General features: G+C 49.9%; 20 protein-coding genes and 1 tRNA gene. 8 read left to right on the top strand and 13 right to left on the bottom strand.

All coding sequences use genetic code 11. The features are described 5' to 3' along the window. The first annotated feature begins 87 nt into the window (after positions 1 to 87). The 7 genes from METH5_RS0110680 to prmB all read left to right on the top strand — a co-directional run bounded on the left by METH5_RS0110680 (position 88) and on the right by prmB (position 8644). On the top strand, positions 88 to 1971 hold the full coding sequence (locus METH5_RS0110680; RefSeq protein WP_029148501.1) for a potassium transporter Kup: 1884 nt from the start codon (positions 88 to 90) through the stop codon (positions 1969 to 1971). A 130-nt stretch (positions 1972 to 2101) separates the two neighbouring features. Next, entirely contained in the window at positions 2102 to 2914 is an 813-nt protein-coding gene (locus tag METH5_RS0110675) for a M48 family metallopeptidase (protein ID WP_029148500.1), read from the top strand. Positions 2915 to 3028: 114 nt separating this feature from the next. Beyond that, on the top strand, positions 3029 to 3856 hold the full coding sequence (gene dapD / locus METH5_RS0110670; protein ID WP_029148499.1) for a 2,3,4,5-tetrahydropyridine-2,6-dicarboxylate N-succinyltransferase: 828 nt from the start codon (positions 3029 to 3031) through the stop codon (positions 3854 to 3856). 304 nt (positions 3857 to 4160) lie between these two features. Then, the gene (locus METH5_RS0110665) at positions 4161 to 6158 is read left to right on the top strand and encodes a bifunctional diguanylate cyclase/phosphodiesterase (RefSeq protein WP_232411020.1); all 1998 of its coding nucleotides are present in this window, start codon (positions 4161 to 4163) and stop codon (positions 6156 to 6158) included. An 80-nt stretch (positions 6159 to 6238) separates the two neighbouring features. Further along, positions 6239 to 6592: an ArsC family reductase gene (locus METH5_RS0110660; RefSeq protein WP_029148497.1), complete on the top strand. Its 354-nt coding sequence runs from the start codon at positions 6239 to 6241 to the stop codon at positions 6590 to 6592. 5 nt (positions 6593 to 6597) lie between these two features. Continuing rightward, the gene (dapE, locus tag METH5_RS0110655; protein ID WP_029148496.1) at positions 6598 to 7740 is read left to right on the top strand and encodes a succinyl-diaminopimelate desuccinylase; all 1143 of its coding nucleotides are present in this window, start codon (positions 6598 to 6600) and stop codon (positions 7738 to 7740) included. A 1-nt stretch (position 7741) separates the two neighbouring features. After that, positions 7742 to 8644: a 50S ribosomal protein L3 N(5)-glutamine methyltransferase gene (prmB, locus tag METH5_RS0110650; RefSeq protein WP_029148495.1), complete on the top strand. Its 903-nt coding sequence runs from the start codon at positions 7742 to 7744 to the stop codon at positions 8642 to 8644. Between the two features lie 105 nt (positions 8645 to 8749). Here the strand turns inward: prmB and rluB are convergent, their stop codons facing one another. The 3 genes from rluB to METH5_RS0110635 all read right to left on the bottom strand — a co-directional run bounded on the left by rluB (position 8750) and on the right by METH5_RS0110635 (position 12800). Further along, a complete protein-coding gene (gene rluB / locus METH5_RS0110645) occupies positions 8750 to 9856 on the bottom strand; it encodes a 23S rRNA pseudouridine(2605) synthase RluB (protein WP_029148494.1) in 1107 nt (368 codons plus the stop codon). A 250-nt stretch (positions 9857 to 10106) separates the two neighbouring features. Then, entirely contained in the window at positions 10107 to 11789 is a 1683-nt protein-coding gene (gene recJ / locus METH5_RS0110640) for a single-stranded-DNA-specific exonuclease RecJ (protein ID WP_029148493.1), read from the bottom strand. 33 nt (positions 11790 to 11822) lie between these two features. Beyond that, positions 11823 to 12800, bottom strand: a complete 978-nt coding sequence (locus METH5_RS0110635) for a hypothetical protein (protein ID WP_029148492.1) — start codon at positions 12798 to 12800, stop codon at positions 11823 to 11825. Between the two features lie 203 nt (positions 12801 to 13003). Here METH5_RS0110635 and METH5_RS0110630 point away from each other — a divergent pair, with 203 nt between their 5' ends. After that, positions 13004 to 15106, top strand: a complete 2103-nt coding sequence (locus METH5_RS0110630) for a bifunctional diguanylate cyclase/phosphodiesterase (RefSeq protein WP_029148491.1) — start codon at positions 13004 to 13006, stop codon at positions 15104 to 15106. Positions 15107 to 15293: 187 nt separating this feature from the next. On the opposite strand, the gene METH5_RS0110625 is transcribed toward METH5_RS0110630, so the two are convergent. The 10 genes from METH5_RS0110625 to infC form a co-directional block, all read right to left on the bottom strand. Next, positions 15294 to 16058 carry a type I restriction enzyme HsdR N-terminal domain-containing protein gene (locus tag METH5_RS0110625; protein ID WP_029148490.1) on the bottom strand — a complete coding sequence of 255 codons (765 nt, stop codon included), beginning with the start codon at positions 16056 to 16058 and terminating at the stop codon, positions 15294 to 15296. A 118-nt stretch (positions 16059 to 16176) separates the two neighbouring features. Beyond that, the gene (locus tag METH5_RS15985) at positions 16177 to 16302 is read right to left on the bottom strand and encodes a YHYH domain-containing protein (protein ID WP_157381513.1); all 126 of its coding nucleotides are present in this window, start codon (positions 16300 to 16302) and stop codon (positions 16177 to 16179) included. 484 nt (positions 16303 to 16786) lie between these two features. Then, positions 16787 to 16863 (bottom strand) — tRNA-Pro (locus tag METH5_RS0110620). Positions 16864 to 16968: 105 nt separating this feature from the next. Next, entirely contained in the window at positions 16969 to 17397 is a 429-nt protein-coding gene (locus METH5_RS0110615; RefSeq protein ID WP_029148489.1) for a MerR family transcriptional regulator, read from the bottom strand. A gap of 14 nt (positions 17398 to 17411) precedes the next feature. Beyond that, the gene (locus tag METH5_RS0110610) at positions 17412 to 17726 is read right to left on the bottom strand and encodes an integration host factor subunit alpha (RefSeq protein ID WP_018985782.1); all 315 of its coding nucleotides are present in this window, start codon (positions 17724 to 17726) and stop codon (positions 17412 to 17414) included. Positions 17727 to 17804: 78 nt separating this feature from the next. Next, positions 17805 to 20171 carry a phenylalanine--tRNA ligase subunit beta gene (pheT, locus tag METH5_RS0110605; protein WP_029148488.1) on the bottom strand — a complete coding sequence of 789 codons (2367 nt, stop codon included), beginning with the start codon at positions 20169 to 20171 and terminating at the stop codon, positions 17805 to 17807. Between the two features lie 52 nt (positions 20172 to 20223). Continuing rightward, entirely contained in the window at positions 20224 to 21225 is a 1002-nt protein-coding gene (pheS, locus tag METH5_RS0110600; RefSeq protein WP_029148487.1) for a phenylalanine--tRNA ligase subunit alpha, read from the bottom strand. Positions 21226 to 21301: 76 nt separating this feature from the next. Next, a complete protein-coding gene (rplT, locus tag METH5_RS0110595) occupies positions 21302 to 21661 on the bottom strand; it encodes a 50S ribosomal protein L20 (protein WP_029148486.1) in 360 nt (119 codons plus the stop codon). Between the two features lie 10 nt (positions 21662 to 21671). After that, positions 21672 to 21869, bottom strand: a complete 198-nt coding sequence (rpmI, locus tag METH5_RS0110590) for a 50S ribosomal protein L35 (RefSeq protein ID WP_019881750.1) — start codon at positions 21867 to 21869, stop codon at positions 21672 to 21674. Between the two features lie 83 nt (positions 21870 to 21952). Further along, entirely contained in the window at positions 21953 to 22519 is a 567-nt protein-coding gene (infC, locus tag METH5_RS0110585; protein ID WP_198290720.1) for a translation initiation factor IF-3, read from the bottom strand. Positions 22520 to 22521: the final 2 nt, after the last annotated feature.

Below are 22521 nucleotides of genomic sequence, written 5' to 3'. Positions count from 1 at the left end.
AAGTCAAAGTTTGTTATTTGTATCAAAGTCGTTGGTGAAGCTTTAGAATTAACCGATAATAATTGCTTGTCTTCAGCTGTTCACACAATGGACCATACAAAAAATCAGCAAACGGCGCTCCACACCATGGCACTCGCCGCGCTAGGTGTCGTTTTCGGGGATATTGGCACCAGTCCTCTTTACACCATGAAAGAAGTCTTTGCGGTTGGCCACCACCCGCTATTGCTGACGCAAGACAATGTCTATGGCATTTTGTCGCTGATCACCTGGTCCTTGCTGCTGATCGTTTCCTTCAAATATGTCGCGTTTATCATGCGTGCCGACAACCGTGGCGAAGGCGGCATCATGGCCTTGCTGTCACTGGCTAGCCGCTATGCCGGTGGCGACCCAGATCAACGCAAGCGCATCATGATGCTGGGCATTGTTGGCGCCTGCATGTTTTATGCTGACGGCATGATTACCCCCGCCATCTCGGTGCTGTCTGCGGTTGAGGGGTTAGAAGTCGCCGCGCCGCAGTTGGATAGCTGGATTGTGCCAATTACACTCTGCGTGCTGTTTGTGCTGTTTTGGGCGCAAAGCAAGGGCACCGCCGTTGTCGGTGCATTTTTTGGCCCGGTGATGCTGACCTGGTTTGCTGTGTTGGGCATTCTCGGCGTGATTAACATCAACCACCACCCTGAAATCCTCAAAGCTTTAAGTCCCGCCTACGCCTTTCTGTTTTTTTATACCCAATCAAAAATTGCTTTTATTGCGCTAGGCGCAGTGGTGCTGGCGGTCACCGGGGCTGAGGCGCTATACGCAGACATGGGCCACTTTGGCCGCAAACCGATTCGCTTAGCCTGGTTTTTGTTTGTATTGCCCGCGCTCATTTGTAACTACTTTGGGCAAGGCGCGCTGATTCTGGCCGAGCCAGAATCCATTCAAAACCCGTTTTACCATCTGGCGCCAGACTGGGCTTTATTTCCACTCATTATCTTGGCCACACTGGCTGCAGTGATTGCCTCACAAGCCGTGATTACCGGCGCTTTCTCCGTCTCGCGCCAAGCGCTGCAACTCGGCTTTATTCCGCGCATGCATGTCGCGCACACCTCAGAAAAAACCGAAGGCCAGGTCTATATGCCGCGCGTAAACTGGGGCCTGATGGTCGCTGTGATGGGTCTGGTGATTATTTTTGGCAGCTCGGGCGATTTAGCGGCCGCTTACGGCATCGCCGTGACGGGCGACATGGTGATTACCACCTTGCTGGCCGCAGTGGTATTCCATCACCTGTGGGGCTGGAGCAAATTAAAAACCGCCTGCCTGATTACGCTGCTCCTGGTCATCGACCTGTCTTTCTTTGCCGCCAACATCCTCAAAATCCCTGATGGTGGCTGGGTGCCATTACTGATAGGCCTGATTATATTCACCCTGATGCGCACCTGGAAAACCGGCCGCAGACTGTTATATGGCATTCTTAAATCAGAGTCGATGGAACTGATCCCTTTTATTCAGGCCATCGGCGCGCACCCACCGGCCCGTGTTAATGGCGCGGGTGTGTTTATGACGCCAAACCCGGACGGCGTCCCGCACGCGCTGCTGCACAACCTCAAGCATAACAAGGTGCTGCATGAAACCATGGTTATCTTAACCGTGCGCTTTGAAGACTATCCGTATACCAGCCAAGAAGAACGCGTGGCAGTAGAAGCATTGCCCTACGGTTTTTATCGCGTCACGCTGCGTTATGGCTATATGGATGAACCTGACTTGCCAAGAGACCTGGTGCTGACCGCGCCTTTAGGGCTCATGCTAGACACCATGGATACCTCATTCTTTGTCGGTAAAGAAAGTCTGATTGCGTCAGACAAACCAGGCATGGCTTTTTGGCGTAAAAAGATTTTTATCGGCTTGTTCCGCACTGCAGAAACCATCACTAACCAATTTAAATTACCCCCCAACCGCGTGGTAGAGCTCGGTTCGCAAGTTAAAATTTAAATAGACCATCATTAATTGCAAACTAAAGTTAAATATCTAGGCGTAAAATACACGCTTTAAGTGTCTGCATATTATTGAATTGAAGCGACTGGCTGCACAGACAGCCTCGCGGTGACAAGTGAGGAAAATCATGTTTAATCTTAAAACCGTCTCAGTGGCAGTGATGTGCGCCTTGCTCACAGCCTGTGCCAGCACCACTAACAACAGCGTCTCTGGCGTGCAACGTAGTCAGCTATTGTTACTACCTTCTGCCACTGTAGACAAAATGTCTGCGCAGTCTTACACCCAAACCCTGCAAGAGGCGCAAAAGAAAAGCACGCTCAATGCAGACAAGCCACTGTTAAATCGCGTCACCACCATTTCTAATCGCCTGATTGCGCAAGTCGGGGTCTTCAGGCCAGATGCTGCCAAGTGGAAATGGGAAGTCAATGTAGAAAAAAATGACCAGCTCAATGCTTATTGCATGCCTGGCGGCAAAATCATGGTGTTTTCCGGTCTGGCCGAAAAACTCAACGCCACCGACGACGAACTGGCGGCGGTGATTGGCCATGAAATTGCACATGCGTTGCGCGAACATGGTCGCGAACGTATGTCGCAGGCGTATATGCAACAATTTGGCTTACAGGCATTGGCTTCAGTGATAGGCGGCACCGCAGGTAGCATGGCGGCGCAAGGGGCAGGCATGGGTAGCCAGTTATTGTTCTCGTTGCCTAACGGCCGCGAACAAGAACGCGAAGCCGACCGTATGGGCCTGGAATTAGCGGCACGTGCCGGCTACAACCCTGAAGCCGCTGTAAGCTTATGGAAAAAAATGATGGCGGCCAACAAAGAGGCACCCCCTGAATTTTTAAGCACACACCCCTCCAGCGAAAACCGCATCAAAGACCTGCAGGCACTCACGCCTAAAGTGATGCCGCTGTATCTCGCAGCCAAAAACAAATAAATACCAGTTGGCAGGGGTCGCCAGAAATGTGCGGCCCCTGACCTGCCAAAATTAGGTTAAAATTTCGGGTTAACTGTTATTTAACCGAACTATTTAATCGAACAAGAGAACATCATGGATCCACGTCAAAGCATTATTGAAGCGGCTTTTGAAGACCGCGCCAACATCAACCCGGCCAATGCGCCAGCCAACATTAAAACCACCGTGGCTTCTGTGCTGGACGATCTGGATGCAGGTAAATTGCGCGTGGCAAGCCGGATTGGCGACACACAGCAATGGGAAACGCATCAATGGTTGAAAAAAGCGGTCCTGCTGTCTTTCCGCCTCAAAGACAATGTACTGATGGATGACGGCGTGACCCGCTACTTTGACAAAGTAGATCCTAAATTCGCCAACTACACTGAAGAAGATTTTAAAGCAGGTGGCTTCCGCGTGGTGCCTAACGCCATTGTGCGTAAAGGCTCATTTATTGCTAAAAACACAGTGTTAATGCCTTCTTATGTCAACATCGGCGCTTATGTCGGTGAAGGCTCCATGGTCGACACCTGGGCCACCGTTGGTTCATGTGCACAAATCGGTAAAAACGTACACTTGTCTGGTGGCGTAGGCATTGGCGGCGTTCTGGAGCCAGTACAAGCAGGCCCTACCATCATTGGTGACAACTGCTTTGTCGGTGCCCGTTCAGAAGTGGTTGAAGGCGTGGTAGTAGAAGATAACTGCGTGATTTCCATGGGCGTTTATATTGGTCAATCAACCAAGATTTATGACCGCGAAACCGGTGAAGTCCACTTTGGCCGCGTGCCCGCTGGCTCAGTGGTGGTGTCTGGCAACTTGCCATCCAGCGATGGCAAATATAGCCTGTACTGCGCAGTGATCGTGAAAAAAGTCGATGCCAAAACCTTGAGCAAGGTTGGCATCAACGAATTATTGCGCGGCATTTAAGGCTTAAGTTAGCGCAAGACAGGGAATCACACCTGAAAATAACCTCGCCTGCTCAAGTTATGCAGAGGTGAGGTCGATATTAGGAGTGATTCTCAACCAACGATGTTCGATATAGGGTTGTCGATTGTCGTTTTATATTAGCCAGTGTTTCAAGGACGGAGAGTCAGCAGCAAGCAACAAAACGCAGTAGAGTCAAACCACTAACAATCACAATGACCGTGCAACTTTTATGATCCCAACTCAGATGCTTATTTTGCTGCTGTTCACATCCAGTGTCATTGGATGTTTTTTTGCATTTAAGCTAGTGGATCGTCTGCGTATCGTGGCTGCCAAAGATCACGACGCCTTGCTCAAAAAATACGCAGCACTCGCCGCGGGCGGTATTTTTCTGCTCCATGCCGGCTACCAACTCGCCGCAGATAACTTTCCTAAAATCACCCAGCATCCGGTCGATTTTATCGGCAGTCTGCTGTGTGCTTACCTGCTGTCACTGTCTTTACTCAAAACCGTTAACAAGAAAAAACTGCCCTTACGCGACTTGCTTTACGCCTCGCTGGCGGCGGGTGTCAGCGGTTATTTGCTTTCTTACTTTTTTCAAATCAGCGCCGGTGCGATCAACATCCGCATTGACACCTGGACTGCATTATTCGCCCTATTTCTCGCCTGCCTGACATCGGCACTGGCGATTGTGACTATCCTCTGGTTAAAAGGCTATGAAGGCAAAGCGCTAGAACGCCTGAAATGGATATTTTCAGTCGAGATTGCACTGGGTTTTCTGGCATCGCACACCGCCATTAACCTGAGTATCGTGCATAACAACATGCTGCTCAGCCAGCCCACTGACCAGACCGGGAACTACCTGATGCTGCTCCTGGTGCTGGTGCCGGTGCTGCTGTTTATCACCTCGTTTATTCTGGTGATTTTTTATGAGCGCAATGTCGACATCACACAAAGCAAGCTGACCTTCCGCAACACGCAGACCGTGAACAAAAAGTTTTTGGCCTATGACCCGCTCACGCATCTGCCTAACCGCGACGCCTTGAACCAGCACCTGATTATCAGTGCCAAGCGTTGCGACCGCAACGGCGAGTCGCTGGCTTTAGCCTATATTGACCTCGACCACTTCAAGCCAGTCAACGACCAGTTTGGTCACCATATTGGTGACCTGTTACTGATTGAAGTCTCCAAACGCATCAGCAACGCCATTCGCAATTGCGACTATGTGGCACGCGCTGGCGGTGATGAATTTATTGCCGTGCTGAGCGAAATTGAAAACCACCAAAGTGTGGTCACAGTCACGCAACGGATTGTCGACGCCTTACGTGAGATTTTTATCATTGAAGACCACGTGATTGAAATCTCCTGCTCCATTGGCGTCTCTATGTATCCGCAGGACGGCAATCTGCAAAAACTCAAATTAAATGCCGATGCGGCCATGTATAAAGCCAAGGAAAATGGCAAAAACCAGTATCGCTTCTTTGACGCTGAAATCGAGCAGGCGTCAGATGAAATGCAACAAACGCGGATAGAACTCAAGCAAGCCATTACGCACCAGGAGTTCAGGCTACTGTTTCAGCCCAAAGTCGATGCCCTGACGCGTATCGTGCATGGTGCAGAAGCCCTGCTGCGCTGGCAACACCCGACGCGCGGCCTGCTTTCGCCTAACAATTTTATTGAGGCAGCCGAACGCTTTGGCATGATTGAAGAAATCAATGCCTGGGTGATTTCACAAGCGTGTAGCACGATCAAACAGGCACGTGATCGCGGCATTGATTTAAGCATCTCGGTCAATATGTCTAACCAGCAGTTTCGTAACAAGCAATTAAGCTCGCTGATACAGTCAATTCTCGAGCAACATGAGGTCGAGGCACGCAACCTGATTTTAGAAGTGTCCGAAACCAATGGTATACACCATCAGGCACAGTTCAAAGAAACCTTGCGCCACTTTAAGCAGCAAGGCCTCAAAATCTCGCTGGATGATTTTGGCTTGCACCCATTCAGCCTGACCCATTTGCAAGACCTCGAAATCAGCGAAGTCAAACTGGATCGCACCTTAACCAAAGGCGTCGCGGCATCTAATACCGGCCTGTTAATTGTAGAAGCCATTGTCAAACTCGCACACGCGCTGGACTTGAATGTAGTGGCAGAAGGCGTAGAAGACGAAGACCAGCGCAAAGCACTGCTCAGCATAGGCTGCGACCAAATGCAGGGCTTCCTGTTCTCCAAGCCAGTCGAGCAGAAGTTCCTGTTTCATGTCTTTAGCGAGCTACAACTCAAATCGACCACCCAAAGCCTGTTTTAACGCAGCCTAGGGCTCCACAATAAATTGCAACACGCCCGCGCCAGGCTGGTAAAATAACGTTTTTACCCGATCTGACCGCCATGAAACTGTACGGTATCCCCAATTGCAACACCGTTAAAAAAGCGCGCGACTGGCTCGATCAGCACGCAGTTGCTTATGAATTTCACGACTTTAAAAAACTCGGGCTGGACGACACTACTGCGCAAGGTTGGCTGCAACAATTGCCGTGGGAAAAACTGGTCAACCGTAGCGGCATGACCTGGCGCAACCTGAGTGATGCTGAGAAAAATGCAGTGATTGATGCCGCCACGGCGCAGCCTTTGATGCAAGAAAAAACCTCGGTCATCAAACGCCCCGTCCTCGTGAAAGATCACCAAATCATCGCCCTTGGCTTTAACGAAGCCGAGTATGTTCAACTGTTCGCCAAAGAATAAGCCCTATGTCAACAACACTGGACCTTGCTATTGACCTCCTTAAACGCCGCTCGCTGACGCCGGAAGATGCTGGTTGCCAAGAGGCTATGATCGCCCGCCTGGAGCCGCTAGGCTTCAAGATTGAGCGCATGCGTTTTGGCCAGGTGGACAACTTTTACGCCCGTCGCGGCAGCAGTGGCCCCTTACTAGTATTTGCCGGTCATACCGATGTGGTGCCTACCGGCCCGCTGGATCAATGGCACACGCCGCCGTTTGAGCCCACCATCAAAGATGGCATGCTCTACGCACGCGGTGCGGCCGATATGAAAACATCACTGGCCGCTTTTATTACCAGCATAGAAGCATTTATTGCAGAGCACCCCGACCACCCAGGCTCGATCGGCCTGCTGATTACCTCAGACGAAGAAGGTATTGCCATTGAAGGCACGGTCAAAGTGGTCGAAGCCCTGCAAGCGCGTGGTGAAAGCTTTGATTACTGCATTGTCGGTGAGCCAACCAGTAACAAAGTGGTCGGTGACATGATCAAAAATGGCCGTCGTGGCTCGCTGTCAGGCAAATTATCCGTTAAAGGCATTCAGGGCCATATTGCTTATCCGCACCTGGTCAAAAACCCGATTCATTTGGCCGCACCCGCGATTAAAGACATGGTTGAAACACTATGGGACAACGGTAACGAATATTTCCCGCCCACCTCGTGGCAGATTTCCAACATAAATGGTGGCACGGGTGCCACCAATGTCGTGCCGGGGGAAGTTGAAATTCTGTTTAACTTTCGCTATTGCCCAGAGGTGGATGGCCAAGGTAGCTCAGAGCAAAGCCTGCGCTCACGCGTACATGCCATTTTAGATCGCCATGGTTTTGAGTATGCGCTGGAATGGGAGCACAACCAGTCTTACATCACGCCACGCGGCCAACTGGTCGAGGCCATCAGCCAGGCCATTACCCAAAGCTACGGCGTCACGCCTGAGTTATCCACCACAGGTGGCACCTCTGACGGCCGTTTTATTGCCGACATCTGCAAAGAAGTGATTGAGTTTGGCCCGTTAAACGCAACGATTCACAAACTGAACGAATGTGTCGCCGTGGCAGACATTGAACCGCTAAAAGAGACCTATCAGCGCACCATGGAATTATTGTTACTGAAATAATATGACATCAAACTTACATACTATCCGCGACTGGCTGCGTTATGCCGTGAGTCGCTTTGAAAACTCTGACATTTTTTACGGTCATGGTACTGACAACAGCTACGACGAAGCCGTGTGGTTGATCATGAGCGCATTGCATTTGCCGCATGACACGCTGGATAATTTTTTCGATGCGCGTTTAACCACAGCAGAAAGTCAGCATCTGGCGACGTTAATCGAAAAACGTGTCACCGAGCATACGCCGACCGCTTATCTGGTGAATGAAGCCTGGTTACGGGGCTATAAGTTTTACGTGGATGAGCGGGTAATTGTGCCGCGCTCATTTATTGCCGAACTACTGGAAGACGGCCTGCAACCCTGGGTAGAGTTTCCTGAAATGGTGGAGTCAGCGGCCGATATTTGCACAGGCTCAGGTTGCCTGGGTGTGTTGCTGGCAGAAACCTTCCCCAATGCGCATATCGACGTTGTGGATATTTCGCCCGATGCCATAGAGGTTTGCAACATCAATATCAAACGCTACGGTCTAGAGCATCAGGTGCAGGCGGTGCAGTCTGACATGTTTACTGCGCTTAAAGGCCGTAAATACGATGTCATTATCAGTAATCCGCCTTATGTAGATGCGCCCAGCATGGCAGAACTGCCGGCAGAATACCGCCAAGAGCCACAACTGGCGTTAGGTAGCGGCGTTGCCGGGCTAGACCACACACACACACTGCTCACGCAGGCCAGCACTTACCTTAATGATGGTGGCGTGTTGGTGGTAGAAATCGGCCATAACCGCGACGCCCTGCATGACGCTTACCCAGAGTTGCCATTTACCTGGCTGGATACCAGTGCGGGGGATCAATTTGTGTTTATGCTGACCAAAGAAGATTTGGTTGAGGCTGGCTTACAAAGCGAATAAAGGCGAAAGCAGGCTTGCCTGCGCTGGCCTATACAAAGTTAACGTCCATAAAAAAAGCACTTCGGTTAGAAGTGCTTTTTTATTACGCCAAGTGTATTAAACGCTTCAACGATTGCGGTCATTGCGTTTTTTTGCACCCGTATTCAGGCGCGCATTTTGGCGTGATGCCTGTACTAAATCTGACTCCTGACGAATGCGACGATTTGCAGTAGGTGCACGTGCCGGGCGCTGCTCTGGCGTGGCTGGCGCATTGGCGGTTTCCAGCAGGCTACGACGCTGTTTACGTACTTTAGGCACAAACACGCGTGTTGCACGGTCTTTTTCGTGCGGGCTCAATTGTTTAAGCGGTTTACGTGGCACTGGCAAGCCAGCCCATTCCAGCAAGGCAACCACTTGTTTTTGCTCAAGCTTGAGCATGGTGCCGCGCTTAAGGCGCGGCGGCAGTGCCACCGGGCCAAATCGCACACGCATCAAGCGACTCACCGGCAAATGATAAGCCTCAAATAAACGGCGCACTTCGCGGTTACGCCCTTCTTTAATCACCACTTGATACCATTTATTGGCACCCTCACCACCGCTGGCATGAATGCTTTCAAAATTGGCAGGGCCATCTTCAAGCTCAATGCCTTGCGTTAATTGCGACATCTGCTCCTGGGTCAGCTCGCCCAAAATACGCACGGCATACTCACGCTCAACTTCATAACGCGGGTGCATGAAATAGTTAGCCAACTCGCCAGAATTGGTAAAAATCAACAAGCCGCTGGTGTTCATATCCAACCGGCCAATGGCAATCCACTTCCCCTGTTTGATGCGTGGCAGCTTATCGAACACTGTCGCGCGCCCTTCCGGGTCATCCTGGGTCACCATCTCACCTTCAGGCTTGTGATACAGCAACACTTGCGGCAACTCAGCCTCAAATGGCAAATGCAAAATACGGCTATCGAGGCGGACAACATCATGCTCATCGACCACGGCACCCACCAGTGCAACCTGGCCGTTAATCGTGATACGGCCACTTTCAATCAGTGTTTCCATATCACGGCGCGAGCCAAAGCCAGCCAAGGCCAGCAGCTTGTGCAAACGTTGTCCAGCGCGCGATGACGAAGCACCTTCGGCACCTTCGGCATCATCAGCACTCACTGGTGCTGAGGGTTGCGGTTTGGCTGGACGTGGCGCAGAAGCAGCTTTAGGGGATTTAAATGGGCGAGCCATGAGTAACCTCTTGAATGAAGGCTGTATTTTAACTGATTTAGCGCAAAGCCCCTAAAGTCTCGGCTCAGCCGCAGATAAACGCCGACGCTCGTAGATTTAAAACAGAAAAGAGGACCGCAGAGACGCAGCGTAAATAGATTGGCAATAAAAAGCTTATTTTCGCAGCGATTCAGCATGTTGATGATGCACTGCTTGAGTTTTCATCTGCGTGCATCGGCGTTTATCTGCGGCTCATTAAAGGATTGCCTCTTTAAACCACCGCATGTACCACCTGCAACTGCAAATTACGCGCGCCGTTAAACTCATTCACTTGCAGGGCATATGCAATTTCAACCTGCTCAGGCAATAGTTCGGCATGTTGAAAATAAATGGCATCAAACTGCTGGTTTTGCTTTTGCAGCCGTAGTTTTAAATGCTTTTCACCGAGGATTTTTTGCTGCAGCACCTGAAAGCGATCGTAAAATACCGGTTGCGGAAAGCCTTGCCCCCATACTTGGCGCCCAATGGCCTCTGCGGTTTGCATGGTCATTTCCTGCGCCTCGAGTGCACCGTCTGTTTCCAGTACTTCTTGCAGAGTTTCGGCATCAATCAGGCTTTGTACCACGTGCTCAAACGTTTGCTGAAAGCGCGTGAAATCCTGGGCACGAATGCTCAACCCTGCTGCCATGGCGTGACCGCCAAACTTGAGAATAAGATCAGGCTGCTGCTTGGTGACCAGATCCAGCGCATCGCGTAAATGCAACCCGGCAATCGAGCGGCCAGACCCTTTGATCAAGCCGTCACCGGCATCGGCAAAGGCAATTACCGGCCGGTGATAACGCTCTTTGATGCGCGAAGCGAGAATACCAATGACGCCCTGGTGCCAATCCGGCTGAAAAACACTAATCGTATATTGGTCCTCGCGAAAATCCTGCGTCAGGTCTGCCATGGCATCCCACTGCATTTCAGCTTCAATCTGCTTGCGCTCTGCATTTAGCACATGCAATTGCTGCGCATATTGCATCGCCTCTTGCGGCGTGTCTGCCAGCAGGCAACGAATACCGATAGTCATGTCATCCAGCCTGCCTGCAGCATTCAGGCGCGGCCCCACATAAAAACCTAAATCCTGCGCATTCACCTGCGAGGCGTCGCGCCCGGCCAGTTTAAGAGTCGCCAGGATCCCTGGGCTCGCCTGCCCTTGCCGGATACGTTTGAGGCCTTGCCTGACCAGAATGCGGTTATTGGCATCCAGTTTTACCAGGTCGGCCACCGTACCTAACGCCACCAAATCAAGCAAACTGCCCAAATGAACCGCCTCATCACTTAATGTGCCACGCAGCTTGAGCTCGGCACGTAATGCAATCAACACATAAAACATCACGCCGACACCAGCCAGATGTTTACTCGGGAAATCGCAACCGCGCTGGTTGGGGTTGACGATACAATCTGCGGCCGGCGTTTGCTCAGCTGGCAAATGGTGGTCAGTAATCAGCACCTGCAAGCCGAGCGCTTTGGCTGCGGCCACGCCCTCTATACTGGCAATGCCGTTATCTACGGTCAAAATGAGGTCTGGTTGCTGTTGTGCGGCCAACGCGACGATTTCAGGCGTGAGCCCGTAGCCATATTCAAACCGGTTCGGCACCAAAAAATCAACCTTGGCACCCATCATGCGCAAACCGCGCATGGCGACACAGGTCGCTGTTGCGCCATCTGCATCATAGTCGCCAATAATAAGAATGCCTTTTTTTTGCGCGATGGCATCTGCCAGTTGCCTGGCCATCTCGGTAGCACCAGTGAGCGCATCCGGCTTAAGCAAATGTGGCATTTCCTGCAATAGCCAATCCTCAGCAGTCACTGCTCTGGCGGCCAGCAATCTGGCCAGCAAGGGCGTCAAGCCTTGTGTTTGCAAGGCGGTAAAGGATGTCTCGGAATAAGCGCGTTGCTGAATTTTCATCTTGTGTTCACATTTGTCATCACTCACCGCAGCCTAACCGGCCGCAGTTAATGTCGCTTCAAGTTGTTGCAATAAGGTTTCTGCGCTGGCTGATTTTTGCCAAAACTGCCAGCGCAGCCGTTTTTTATAATGGACTTCAACACTGCGCTCGGCAAATGGCAATACCAGTGTTAATGCTGACACACTGCCTGCTTGTAATGCGCTAGATAACATTGGCCAATCGAATGTTTGCCATTGATCTGCCACCCACAATGCTTGCGGCGCCTGTTTATCGGCGATACATGCCGCCATTGATAACGGTCGCACAGCCGGTAATTGACTGGCCTGCAGACCGGCAAACACCTCGCCCTGCCCGGCAATGGCAGGTACAGAAGGCTGCCAGGCAGGCATATCGCCAACACTGGCAAACCATAGACTATTTAACTCAGCGGGCCAGTTGGCCACATCAGCGGCAAGCGCAAACTGGTGCAACAGCATTTGTATTTCATTGGACCATTGCCTGATCACAGCCGCATCCGGCCCTTGCGGTTGCCACTGCAAGGCTTGCTGATATAAACAGTCTTGCGGCCACTGGCATTGCGCCTGAATATCACGCACAGGCTTTATCCACCAGAATCGCTGGCTGCTATCTTGCTCAATGACAAAATCGTCAGCAAAGTGTGTTTGCAAACGCGCAGTCAATGCAACATACACCTCAGTCACCAAAGGGATCACCGCCTGCAAGCTAAACGTATCGCGCCGCATGCCTAAATGCACCGGCAGCAAACAAAAGGTCGGGCGCGCTGCGGGCCACGTCTGCCTGGCAGATAATAACGCTGAGACGGATAAATCAGGCCGCGTATGATCGTGCGCCATTAACACATTAAAGAATGCCTTGAGCGGTGGCAACGGGCCGAGTGTCCACTGCGCATTTAACAACGCCGGGCATTGCGCGACCAGTGACTGAATCATCTCAACAGGCTGGGCAGCGGCATCAGACAGATAATCTGTGATATAAATTTGCTGTATCATGAGAAAACAAATACACTAGGTTGATGATAAAAAAACTTAACAATTTGCCGCATTGAAGCAAGTCGCTGGCAAAATTGTTACTGTTATAATCATTGCGACTTATACACGAAATTGGGGGGGATGTCATGAATCGAACGCTATGGCTATTCAGCCTATTTCTGTATGCGCTTGCTGATTCAATTTAAACAGACCCCCTGGAATCCATGCACTTTTTCCAAAACTTAAGTATCCAGTCCAGATTGCTGTTATTAGTTATCGGGCCGGTGTTCGCGTTATCTTGCATTTTGTTGTTATTTGACTTCAAAGAACAACTGCAACGAGAAGAAGACAAACTCAGCCAGCACGCTTTAACCACCGCAAAATTCTTGTCTGCGGTGATACACAACCAAACCGAGCTACATAGCCAGGACTACATTGAGCGCCTGCTCAAAGCCAGCCAGTTAAATCGTGAGCCCTATTTATCCCTGATTATCGCTGATGCCGATAATCGCCCGATTGCCAACCTAGGCACTTCTTTTAACCTTGGCGATACCTTGCCGCAACAAGATACCATCGTCATGCAACAAAACACGCATGACATCACCATGGTCAAAGTGTTTTCTACCGAACCCAGGCACAATTTGCTCGGATTCGTATTTGTAGCGATTGATAAAGCCTCGCTGATCGAAGACCACCGTCAGGCCTTTATCAAAAATGTCGGCTACATCACGCTGGCCCTTATGCTGTGCTCTATCCTGGTCAGCTGGGTGAGCCGCTCAATCAGCCAGCCGATTCGTGACATGACCTCGGCACTCAAGCGATTTGTCATCGGTAGCCAGCAAGTGAGCCAGGGCAAAAACACCCTGCCAGAAATCAAATCCCTGCAAAGTACCATTAACCAAATTTCCAGAGACATGCAGCATGTAGAAGCTGACATGCGCCACCGCATTCAAGACGCACAGGCCCAGCTGCGCTATCAGGCGCGCCATGATGCTTTAACCGGGCTGGTCAACCGCCAAGAGCTGGAAAGACGGCTGCAACAAGCCCTGCAAGATGTCAAACAACATCGTGCAGAACACGTGTTCTGCTACATGGACCTCGACCAGTTCCGCGTCATTAACGACACTTGCGGCCATTTGGCAGGCGATGAAATGCTGCGCCAGATCAGCATGATTTTAAGCCAACGCATCCGTGCAGAAGACACGTTTGCCCGCCTCGGTGGCGATGAGTTTGGCCTGTTACTAAGCTATTGCCAGGTTGAAAAAGCCATTGAAATTGCCGCACAACTGCGGCAAATGGTCGAAACCTTCCGCTTTATGCATGAAGGCCGACTGTTTCAAACCGGCATCAGCATTGGTATTGTAGAAATCACCACCGCCTTAAAAGATGTAGGCGAGATCACTCGCCACGCCGACGCCGCCTGTTATGTTGCCAAAGATAACGGCCGTAACCAGATTCACCTGTTCCATCCTGAAGATGACGTGTTACTCAAACGCCACGTTGAAATGGAATGGGTATTGCGCATTAACGAGGCCATTGAGCATAATGATTTTGTCCTCTACTGCCAGGGTATTTTCCCGCTGCAACACAAAGAGTTGCCACCCTTTTATGAGATCCTGATCCGTAAACGCGACGAACATGGCGGCATTATCCCGCCAGCTGAATTTTTACCGTCGGCAGAGCGTTACCACCTGATGACCAAGATTGATCGCTGGGTCATCCAGCATGCATTTATGGCGCTACAACCCCTGTTTAAAATGCAGTCCAGCGTCAACCCATTCATTGTCAGCATTAACCTGTCCGGCATGTCCTTAGGCGACGCCCAACTGCTGCCTTACATTCAAAACTGCTTTGACACCTATGACATCTCACCAAGCCATGTCTGCTTTGAAGTCACAGAAACCTCAGCCATCATCAACATCGATAACACCATCAAACTCATTACAGAGCTGCAAAAAATGGGTACCCGCTTTATGCTAGACGACTTTGGCAGCGGGATGTCTTCTTTCAGTTACCTCAAACACCTACCTGTCAACTTCCTCAAAATGGACGGCGCTTACGTCAGAGACATCACCAGTAACAAGGTCGACCTAGCCATGGCACAAGCCATCCAAAGCGTCGCGCAATCCATGGAGATCCAGACCATTGCCGAATACGTAGAAGATGAAGCCACACTAGACTGCCTGAAAGACATGGGCGTCGCTTTTGCGCAAGGCTTCTACTTAAACCGCCCCATGCCCCTCAGCGAAGCATTGGCGCGCCATATCGGCACCATTAACAATCAACAACAGATCGCTGCGACAATTGCGCCTGACATGACGATTTAAACCGGCAAAATGATGAGGGCTCAGCTTTTAAAACAACCCCTGAATCACGTTGGTAACCCCATGCAACAAAACACCCCACTTTAATAAAAGTCACTGTCAAAAAATTAAAAACCGCCATACAAGGCGGTTTTTAATTTATACAATACAAATACAACAACTCTGTATATCTTGACACTTAGCTTGGCAACTATTGAGTCACTGCTTTAGCTTTTAATCGAGCCTGAGCCCTTGCACATTTCTTAATCAGCTCTATAGCTGCTGCAGCCTGCTCACCTTCGATCAACTCTCTTTTGATCACATCCGTCAGTAGCAGCTTTCTCAAAAAGTCATCCTCTATCTTTGAAGTGGGGCTTAGCTTCTTAAGTTCTTTTTTAATGGCTACTAAAACAATATCTGTAGTGAGTAAAGCACCAATTGAATATTTACTTGTTGCCTGCTGTTGCTGATAAAAAGCTGTCATGCTCGATTGCGTAAATCCTTCACGGCTCAAGTTCCCAAAGCATTCTATTAACTGCGTATTTTTTGCGGTGGTTTGTAGCAGGTCAACTTCAAATATTAATGACTTATCAATCGGCTTATCAAAATGAATTTTGTAAAACTGCCAGGTAACACCATTGGTTAATACTACCCACTCAATGCCATGATTCGCACCATAATCTATCGCTTGTTTAACATGACTTTCTTTGAGATCGATGTTGATTGCTTTGGCCTCAACTAGAAATCTCACATCATCGCCGACCTTAACGGCCAAATCAACATAGGTCCCGCGTATTGCGAACTCTGTTGTGATCTCGATGTACTTTTTATAGCCAAGCAGCTCAGCAAGCATGTCAGCAAGAATCACAACGGTGTCTGATTCGCTTATATCTCGATTTTTGGCATCGGCCAGGATGGTTTGGTAACGCTTCAGGTTTAATGTTAAACGCTCAACTACTTTTTTTGGTAGTGCCATAACGCCCCCTTGCTGAAACTAATTATTAATAGTGAAGCCTGCCTTTTTTAAATACTTTTTATGTATAAAGTGAACAAAACCCGCCATCGAGCGGATGTATAGAAAGCTATCAGGTGTTTTAGTGGCAGTGATAACCGCCGGTTTTCCTGTCGTGGTGACAACCGTTCTTGTCGGTACCACCAGAGTGAGCGTAGCAATTTACAGAAGAAATCAAGATGACAGCAGCCAACAAAAGATATTTCATTCGCTTCCCCCTCCAACCACAATAAAATATATTGATATTCATGTAGCTTACTTTGCAAATACAAGTTTATCAATACCGATAGAGAGTTCTAATCTCACCTCTACTAAAAGTCTCGCTCTGTGATCAAATGAATTTGAGTGTTGACGCACTCTTTTCCATGGCTTTTAGGCATGAACCGCATCAGTGACGGTGTTAAAATCTAATGATGCTAATCGCCGGTATAGTTGTTTCTCTATGCGCATACTACTTCGCTTTACAGTGGGGTAAACGCCTGCTGGAAAGTCATGACATTGAGAGCTACCAAGGTTTACCCGCTGGCTAGTGCTCAACACCTTTGCATTCATCATTTCAAGCATTGTTGGCCTGCCATTCCCTTCAATACTATAGCCTTAGGACTTCTTTGAATATGCGAGACACACAAATGGCTTAAAAACGTTGCTTTAAGGCTACTATGGACTGTATTGGACTGCTTTGGATTAGATTTTGGTCGGAACGGTGTGATTCGAACACACGACCCCTTGCACCCCATGCAAGTGCGCTACCAGGCTGCGCTACGCCCCGACGTTTGACTCGAACAGGAACCTGCTCGAAAAGAAGGCTGCATTATAAAACAAAACCGCATATTCGCTAAGCAGAATATGCGGTTTTATAAGCTTGCCAGACGGTTTAGGCTGGGGCTTTTAGTAGTTGTAGTACCTGTTGAATTTGCTCTCTGAGCGCGGTTATATCTACCACTGGCAGCTTGGTTTCGTCAGCAATCAGCGACTGCGTATTGGCGGCCAGTGCGCTAGAAACTTCACCATTAGAGCGTGATTTATCTATTTTTTCATCTACGCCATCGAGCCGGTTGCGCGCGCCACTGATGGTAAAGCCTTGCTCATAGAGCAGTTCGCGGATTTTGCGAATCAGTAGCACCTCATGGTGCTGGTAATAGCGGCGGTTGCCACGACGTTTGACAGGTTTCAGCTGGGTAAACTCTTGCTCCCAGTAACGCAGCACGTGCGGCTTAACCCCACACAACTCGCTCACCTCACCAATGGTGAAATAGCGTTTGGCGGGAATAGGCGGCAATGCGACTTTTTGCGTTTCTACCATGTGCGGGGATTAGACTAAGCCTGTGCTTGTAATGGTTGTTCTGCGTAGTGTTCTTCTACGCGTAATTTTAATTTTTGACTGGCGTGAAAGGTCACTACACGACGTGCAGAAATTGGGATTTCTTCGCCAGTTTTTGGATTACGGCCTGGGCGCTCGGATTTGGTACGCAACTCAAAGTTACCAAAACCGGACAGCTTGACGCTATCGCCCTGCTCCAGCGCGTTGCGAACTTCTTCAAAAAACGCTTCTACCATGTCCTTGGCTTCACGCTTGTTCAGCCCGACTTGTTCAAACAACAAATCGGCCAAGTCAGCTTTTGTGAGTGTCATTAACGATCCCCTGAACCTTCTTATTATGCGAGATGCTTGTGTTGTATCAACTGATATCCTTGGTATTATCCAACGATATTATCTGAGTGACGCAGCAAATTTGGATGACCAGTTGTTGAGGATTTTTGCCACGATGGTATCCACTTCCTCATCGACCATTGTCTTGCAAGTATCTTGCATAAGTACAAGAAATGCAAGGCTTTTTTTGTTTTCGGGCACACCTTTACCATGATAAACATCGAACAATTTCACCGTTTGTAACTGCGGAATTTGCTCAGAAATAATGGCATCAATCATAGCCTGTGCCGAGACATTCTGGTCGACCACCATGGCTAAATCGCGACGTACCGGCAAGAATTTGCTGACCTCGGTATAGGCCGCCACCTGAGTGGCCAACACGGCATCTGCATCCAGTTCAAACAGATAACAAGCACTGGTGAGGCCATACTGTTGCTGCCATTGCGGATGCAATTTACCCAACCAGCCAATGGCTTGGTCACCTAAGTAAATGCGGGCAGATTGCCCTGGGTGTAAGGCAGGGTGCGACTCAACGGCAAAGCGTACCGGCTGTGCAAACAGGCCCTCTACGTGGGCTTTAGCGTCATAAAAGTCAAATGCACGCGCCTCAGCCGACCATTGCTCAGGCAATACGCTGCCATACACCAGGCCGGACAAGGTCAGTGTTTCGACAAAGCCTTGCGCGCGCTTTTCATAGCGTGACCCCAGCTCAAACAACATGGCACGTGTTTGCTGGCGTTTCAGGTTGTAGTCCAGCGCATCGAGCAGCCCACCCCACAAGCCGGAGCGCATCACGCTCAGGTTGCTGGCAATCGGGTTTTTTAACGCAATCGGCTGGCTGTTGCCATACAAATCACGCTCCCATTGAGCGTCGACAAAACTGTAAGTGACTACTTCTTGATAGCCATGATTGACCATGACATCGCGCAGCCAGTGCTTGCTGCGTGTGGCCTCAGGCGCCACCAGCATGCCTTGCGGTGCAACGGGTGTTAGTGCAGGAATATGCTCATAGCCATGCAAACGGGCAACCTCTTCAATCAGGTCTTCTTCGCGTGCAATATCAAAGCGAAAGCTAGGTGCGCTCACCTGAAACACGCCACCCGCTTCTGTGTAGGCAAATCCAAGTTGCGTCAGCAACTGCCCCACTTGCGCCAAACTGACCTCAATACCCAGCACTGACAACACATAGCTGTGGCGCAAGCCAACCTGCTTACGCACTGGCAATTGTGCAGCGACAGCGGTCACGGCGCCTGCCTGACCACCACAAATCTCGAGCACCAAGGCAGTAGCACGCTCTAATGCATTCAAAGTGTTGCCAAAATCCACACCGCGCTCAAACCGGTACGATGAGTCTGTGCTCAAGCCCAAACGGCGCGCTTTGCCTGCCATCACATCTGGCGTGAAAAAAGCGCTTTCTAAAAAGATGGCTTGTGTGGCGTCAGTGACAGAGGTCGGCTTGCCACCCATGACACCCGCCAAGGCCACCGGGCCATTGCTATCGGCAATCACCAGATCATCGGCTTTCAAAGTCACCTCAGTGTCATTGAGCAAGGCAAGTTTTTCACCCGCCTTAGCAAAACGTACTACCACATCACCTTGTAACAGCGCATGGTCAAACGCATGCATCGGCTGGCCAAGTTCAAGCAACACATAGTTAGTAATATCCACCAACGCACTGATGCTTCGAATGCCGCTACGCTCTAAACGGCGCAGCATCCAATCAGGCGTATGAGCCTGAGCATTGACACCAGCAATCACGCGGCCATAATACGCCGGGCATGCCTCTGCCGCACTCAAGGTGACGGCTTTGACAAGGTTACTGCCGACAGCAGCCGTTGTAATGGCAGGCACCGTCATTGGTGCGCCAGTCATGGCGACCACATCGCGGGCAATGCCTAAAATACTCAAACAATCGGCACGGTTAGGGGTCAGCTTTAACGTATACGTGCTGTCATTCAATGACAGATATTCACGGATATCCTGGCCGACTGGCGCATCGGCTGGCAGTTCTAAAATGCCATTAGCCTCCGTGGCAATGCCCAGCTCTTTGGCAGAGCACAGCATGCCAAAAGACTCTACGCCACGTACTTTGGCCTGCTTGATCTGGATACCAGGCTGACCATTATTTTCGGGTAATTGGGCCCCAACCAGCGCACACGGTATTTTTAAACCTGCGCGCGCATTGGCGGCGCCACAGACAATCTGTAACACCTCTGCGCCCACGTTCACTTTACACACTTGCAAGCGATCAGCGTCAGGGTGTTTAGCCGCCTCAAGAATCTCGGCCACGACTACGTGACTAAACGCAGGTGCCACCGGGGTTAACGCCTCCACCTCTAAACCGGCCATGGTCAATGCGTGACCAAGTTGCGCGGTATCCAGTGATGGATTCACCATGGAACGTAACCATTGTTCGGAGAACTGCATATGTGTCTAACCCTAGTATAAATTCGGTATTTAAAGTGAACTGGCGTTTGAATTACTTAATAAACTGCTGCAAAAAGCGCAGGTCATTATTAAAGAAATGGCGCAAATCATTGACGCCGTAGCGCAACATGGCCAAGCGCTCTACGCCCAGGCCAAAGGCAAAGCCACGGTATTTGTCGCTGTCGATATTGACGTGTTTAAGCACCTCTGGATGCACCATGCCACAGCCGCCAATCTCCAGCCAGCCACCGTTCCAGCTCATGTCCATTTCGGCCGAAGGCTCGGTAAACGGAAAGAAAGACGGACGGAAACGCACGGTTAAATCGTCACGCTCAAAAAACTTTTGCAAAAAGTCCTGCACCACGCCTTTGAGGTTGGCAAAGCTGATTTGCTCATCAACCCACAAGCCTTCCACCTGATGAAACATCGGCGAGTGCGTCGCATCGGAGTCCACACGATAAACGCGGCCTGGCGCAATAATCTTAAGTGGCGGCGTATTGTTTTCCATGTAATGCACTTGCACCGGTGACGTATGCGTGCGCAATACGTGCTCCATGCTGTCATTGCCGCTATCAATGTAAAAAGTATCATGCATGGCACGCGCCGGATGATTGTCCGGGATATTCAGCGCAGTGAAATTATAAAAATCAGTTTCGATTTCGGGTCCGTCAGCCACACTAAAACCAATGGAGTGAAACAGCTCCTCTACACGGCGCAAAGTCAATGTCACCGGGTGCAAGCCACCGGCTGATTGCGCACGCGCTGGCAAAGTCACATCAATGGTTTCACTGGCCAATTGTTTGGCCTGCGCTGCGGCCAAAATAGCGTCACGCCGGTCATTTAATGCCTGCTCAACTGCCTGTTTGACCACATTAATCGCTGCCCCTGCCGCCGGGCGCTCCTCTGCCGTCAATTTACCCAGCCCTTTCAAGGCCTCGGTCAGCGCACCAGATTTGCCCAGATATTTGGCCTTGGCATTGTCCAGTGCAGGAACATCATGACAAGCCGCAAAGTCTTGTGCCGCTTCTGCGATTAAGTGATTAAGATCAGCCATCGTGAGTATTCTTCAAGTGTTTAAGTAACATTAAAATAAAAAAAGAGGCCGCAGCCTCTTTTTTTGGTAGGTCTGATTAGGCGCTTAAACCTGTTTTAGCCAACTCTACAAACTTGGCAAAAGCAGCTTTATCGAACACGGCCAGATCAGCCAATACTTTACGGTCAACTTCAACCGCAGATTTTTTCAGACCGTTCATGAAACGGCTGTATGTCAAACCAGCTTCACGGGCTGCCGCATTGATACGGGCAATCCACAAGGTGCGGAATTGACGTTTTTTCTGACGACGGTCACGGTATGCGTATTGACCGGCTTTCATCACCGCCTGTTTGGCAACGCGGTAAACGTTCTTACGACGACCACGGTAACCTTTAGCAGCATTTAAAACTTTTTTATGTCTTGCGCGTGCGACGACACCACGTTTTACTCTAGGCATGTCGGTCTCCTTATTGTGTTGGCATCATTGCGCGGACGCGTTTCACGTCTGTCGCAGAAATAATAGAAGTACCGCGCAGCTTACGCTTTTGCTTGGTGGTTTTTTTAGTCAGGATGTGGCGCAAGTGAGAGTGCGTACGCTTCACTTTACCGTTACCCAAGAACTTAAAGCGCTTTTTGGCGCTGCTCTTTGTTTTCATCTTTGGCATTTTTTTCTCCTTAGAGGTTGAGTAAAGAGTAACTAGGCAGCCAATTTAGCCGTATTACTCCAAAAAACTTTTTAATACTTAATTTATTCTGCTTCTGGCGCAGACTTATCAGCCTTTTTGGCCACTGGCACAGCTTTTTTAGCCGGGGCCAGCACCATGACCATTTGACGGCCTTCCATTTTAGGATATTGCTCCACCAATGCGTGCTCTGTCAGGTCAGCTTCTAAACGCTTGAGCAAGGCCAAGCCGAATTCCTGGTGCGTAATTTCGCGACCACGAAAACGCAAAGTAATTTTTGCTTTATCGCCATCACCCAAAAAGCGGATGATATTGCGTAATTTAATATTGTAATCGCCGTCATCAGTGCCAGGTCTAAATTTGACCTCTTTAATTTGCACCTGTTTTTGTTTCAGTTTTTGCTCGTGCATACGCTTGCTCTCAGCGTATTTGAATTTGCCATAATCCATCAAACGGCACACAGGAGGTGCAGCATTTGGTGCAATTTCAACAATATCAATATCAGCTTCTTCCGCTTTGGCAAAGGCCTCTCTAAGAGTCATCACACCTAACGGTTCGCCATCAACACCCACTAAACGCACTTGTGGCGCTGTAATGTCGCCATTGATGCGTGTATCTTTATCTTGAGCTATAA

Origin of the sequence: Methylophilus sp. 5 (assembly GCF_000515275.1) — a bacterium.
Classification (GTDB): Bacteria; Pseudomonadota; Gammaproteobacteria; order Burkholderiales; family Methylophilaceae; genus Methylophilus.
The sequence above is the reverse complement of the archived record's forward strand: the minus strand, read 5'-3'. Positions and strand labels throughout refer to the sequence as shown.

What these genes read in the sequence shown, in the direction of transcription:
- METH5_RS0110680 (WP_029148501.1), top strand. Translation starts at nt 88, where the DNA reads ATGGACCATACAAAAAATCAGCAAACGGCGCTCCACACCATGGCACTC.
- METH5_RS0110675 (WP_029148500.1), top strand. Translation starts at nt 2,102, where the DNA reads ATGTTTAATCTTAAAACCGTCTCAGTGGCAGTGATGTGCGCCTTGCTC.
- dapD (WP_029148499.1), top strand. Translation starts at nt 3,029, where the DNA reads ATGGATCCACGTCAAAGCATTATTGAAGCGGCTTTTGAAGACCGCGCC.
- METH5_RS0110660 (WP_029148497.1), top strand. Translation starts at nt 6,239, where the DNA reads ATGAAACTGTACGGTATCCCCAATTGCAACACCGTTAAAAAAGCGCGC.
- dapE (WP_029148496.1), top strand. Translation starts at nt 6,598, where the DNA reads ATGTCAACAACACTGGACCTTGCTATTGACCTCCTTAAACGCCGCTCG.
- prmB (WP_029148495.1), top strand. Translation starts at nt 7,742, where the DNA reads ATGACATCAAACTTACATACTATCCGCGACTGGCTGCGTTATGCCGTG.
- rluB (WP_029148494.1), bottom strand. Translation starts at nt 9,856, where the DNA reads ATGGCTCGCCCATTTAAATCCCCTAAAGCTGCTTCTGCGCCACGTCCA.
- recJ (WP_029148493.1), bottom strand. Translation starts at nt 11,789, where the DNA reads ATGAAAATTCAGCAACGCGCTTATTCCGAGACATCCTTTACCGCCTTG.
- METH5_RS0110635 (WP_029148492.1), bottom strand. Translation starts at nt 12,800, where the DNA reads ATGATACAGCAAATTTATATCACAGATTATCTGTCTGATGCCGCTGCC.
- METH5_RS0110630 (WP_029148491.1), top strand. Translation starts at nt 13,004, where the DNA reads ATGCACTTTTTCCAAAACTTAAGTATCCAGTCCAGATTGCTGTTATTA.
- METH5_RS0110625 (WP_029148490.1), bottom strand. Translation starts at nt 16,058, where the DNA reads ATGGCACTACCAAAAAAAGTAGTTGAGCGTTTAACATTAAACCTGAAG.
- METH5_RS15985 (WP_157381513.1), bottom strand. Translation starts at nt 16,302, where the DNA reads ATGAAATATCTTTTGTTGGCTGCTGTCATCTTGATTTCTTCTGTAAAT.
- METH5_RS0110615 (WP_029148489.1), bottom strand. Translation starts at nt 17,397, where the DNA reads ATGGTAGAAACGCAAAAAGTCGCATTGCCGCCTATTCCCGCCAAACGC.
- METH5_RS0110610 (WP_018985782.1), bottom strand. Translation starts at nt 17,726, where the DNA reads ATGACACTCACAAAAGCTGACTTGGCCGATTTGTTGTTTGAACAAGTC.
- pheT (WP_029148488.1), bottom strand. Translation starts at nt 20,171, where the DNA reads ATGCAGTTCTCCGAACAATGGTTACGTTCCATGGTGAATCCATCACTG.
- pheS (WP_029148487.1), bottom strand. Translation starts at nt 21,225, where the DNA reads ATGGCTGATCTTAATCACTTAATCGCAGAAGCGGCACAAGACTTTGCG.
- rplT (WP_029148486.1), bottom strand. Translation starts at nt 21,661, where the DNA reads ATGCCTAGAGTAAAACGTGGTGTCGTCGCACGCGCAAGACATAAAAAA.
- rpmI (WP_019881750.1), bottom strand. Translation starts at nt 21,869, where the DNA reads ATGCCAAAGATGAAAACAAAGAGCAGCGCCAAAAAGCGCTTTAAGTTC.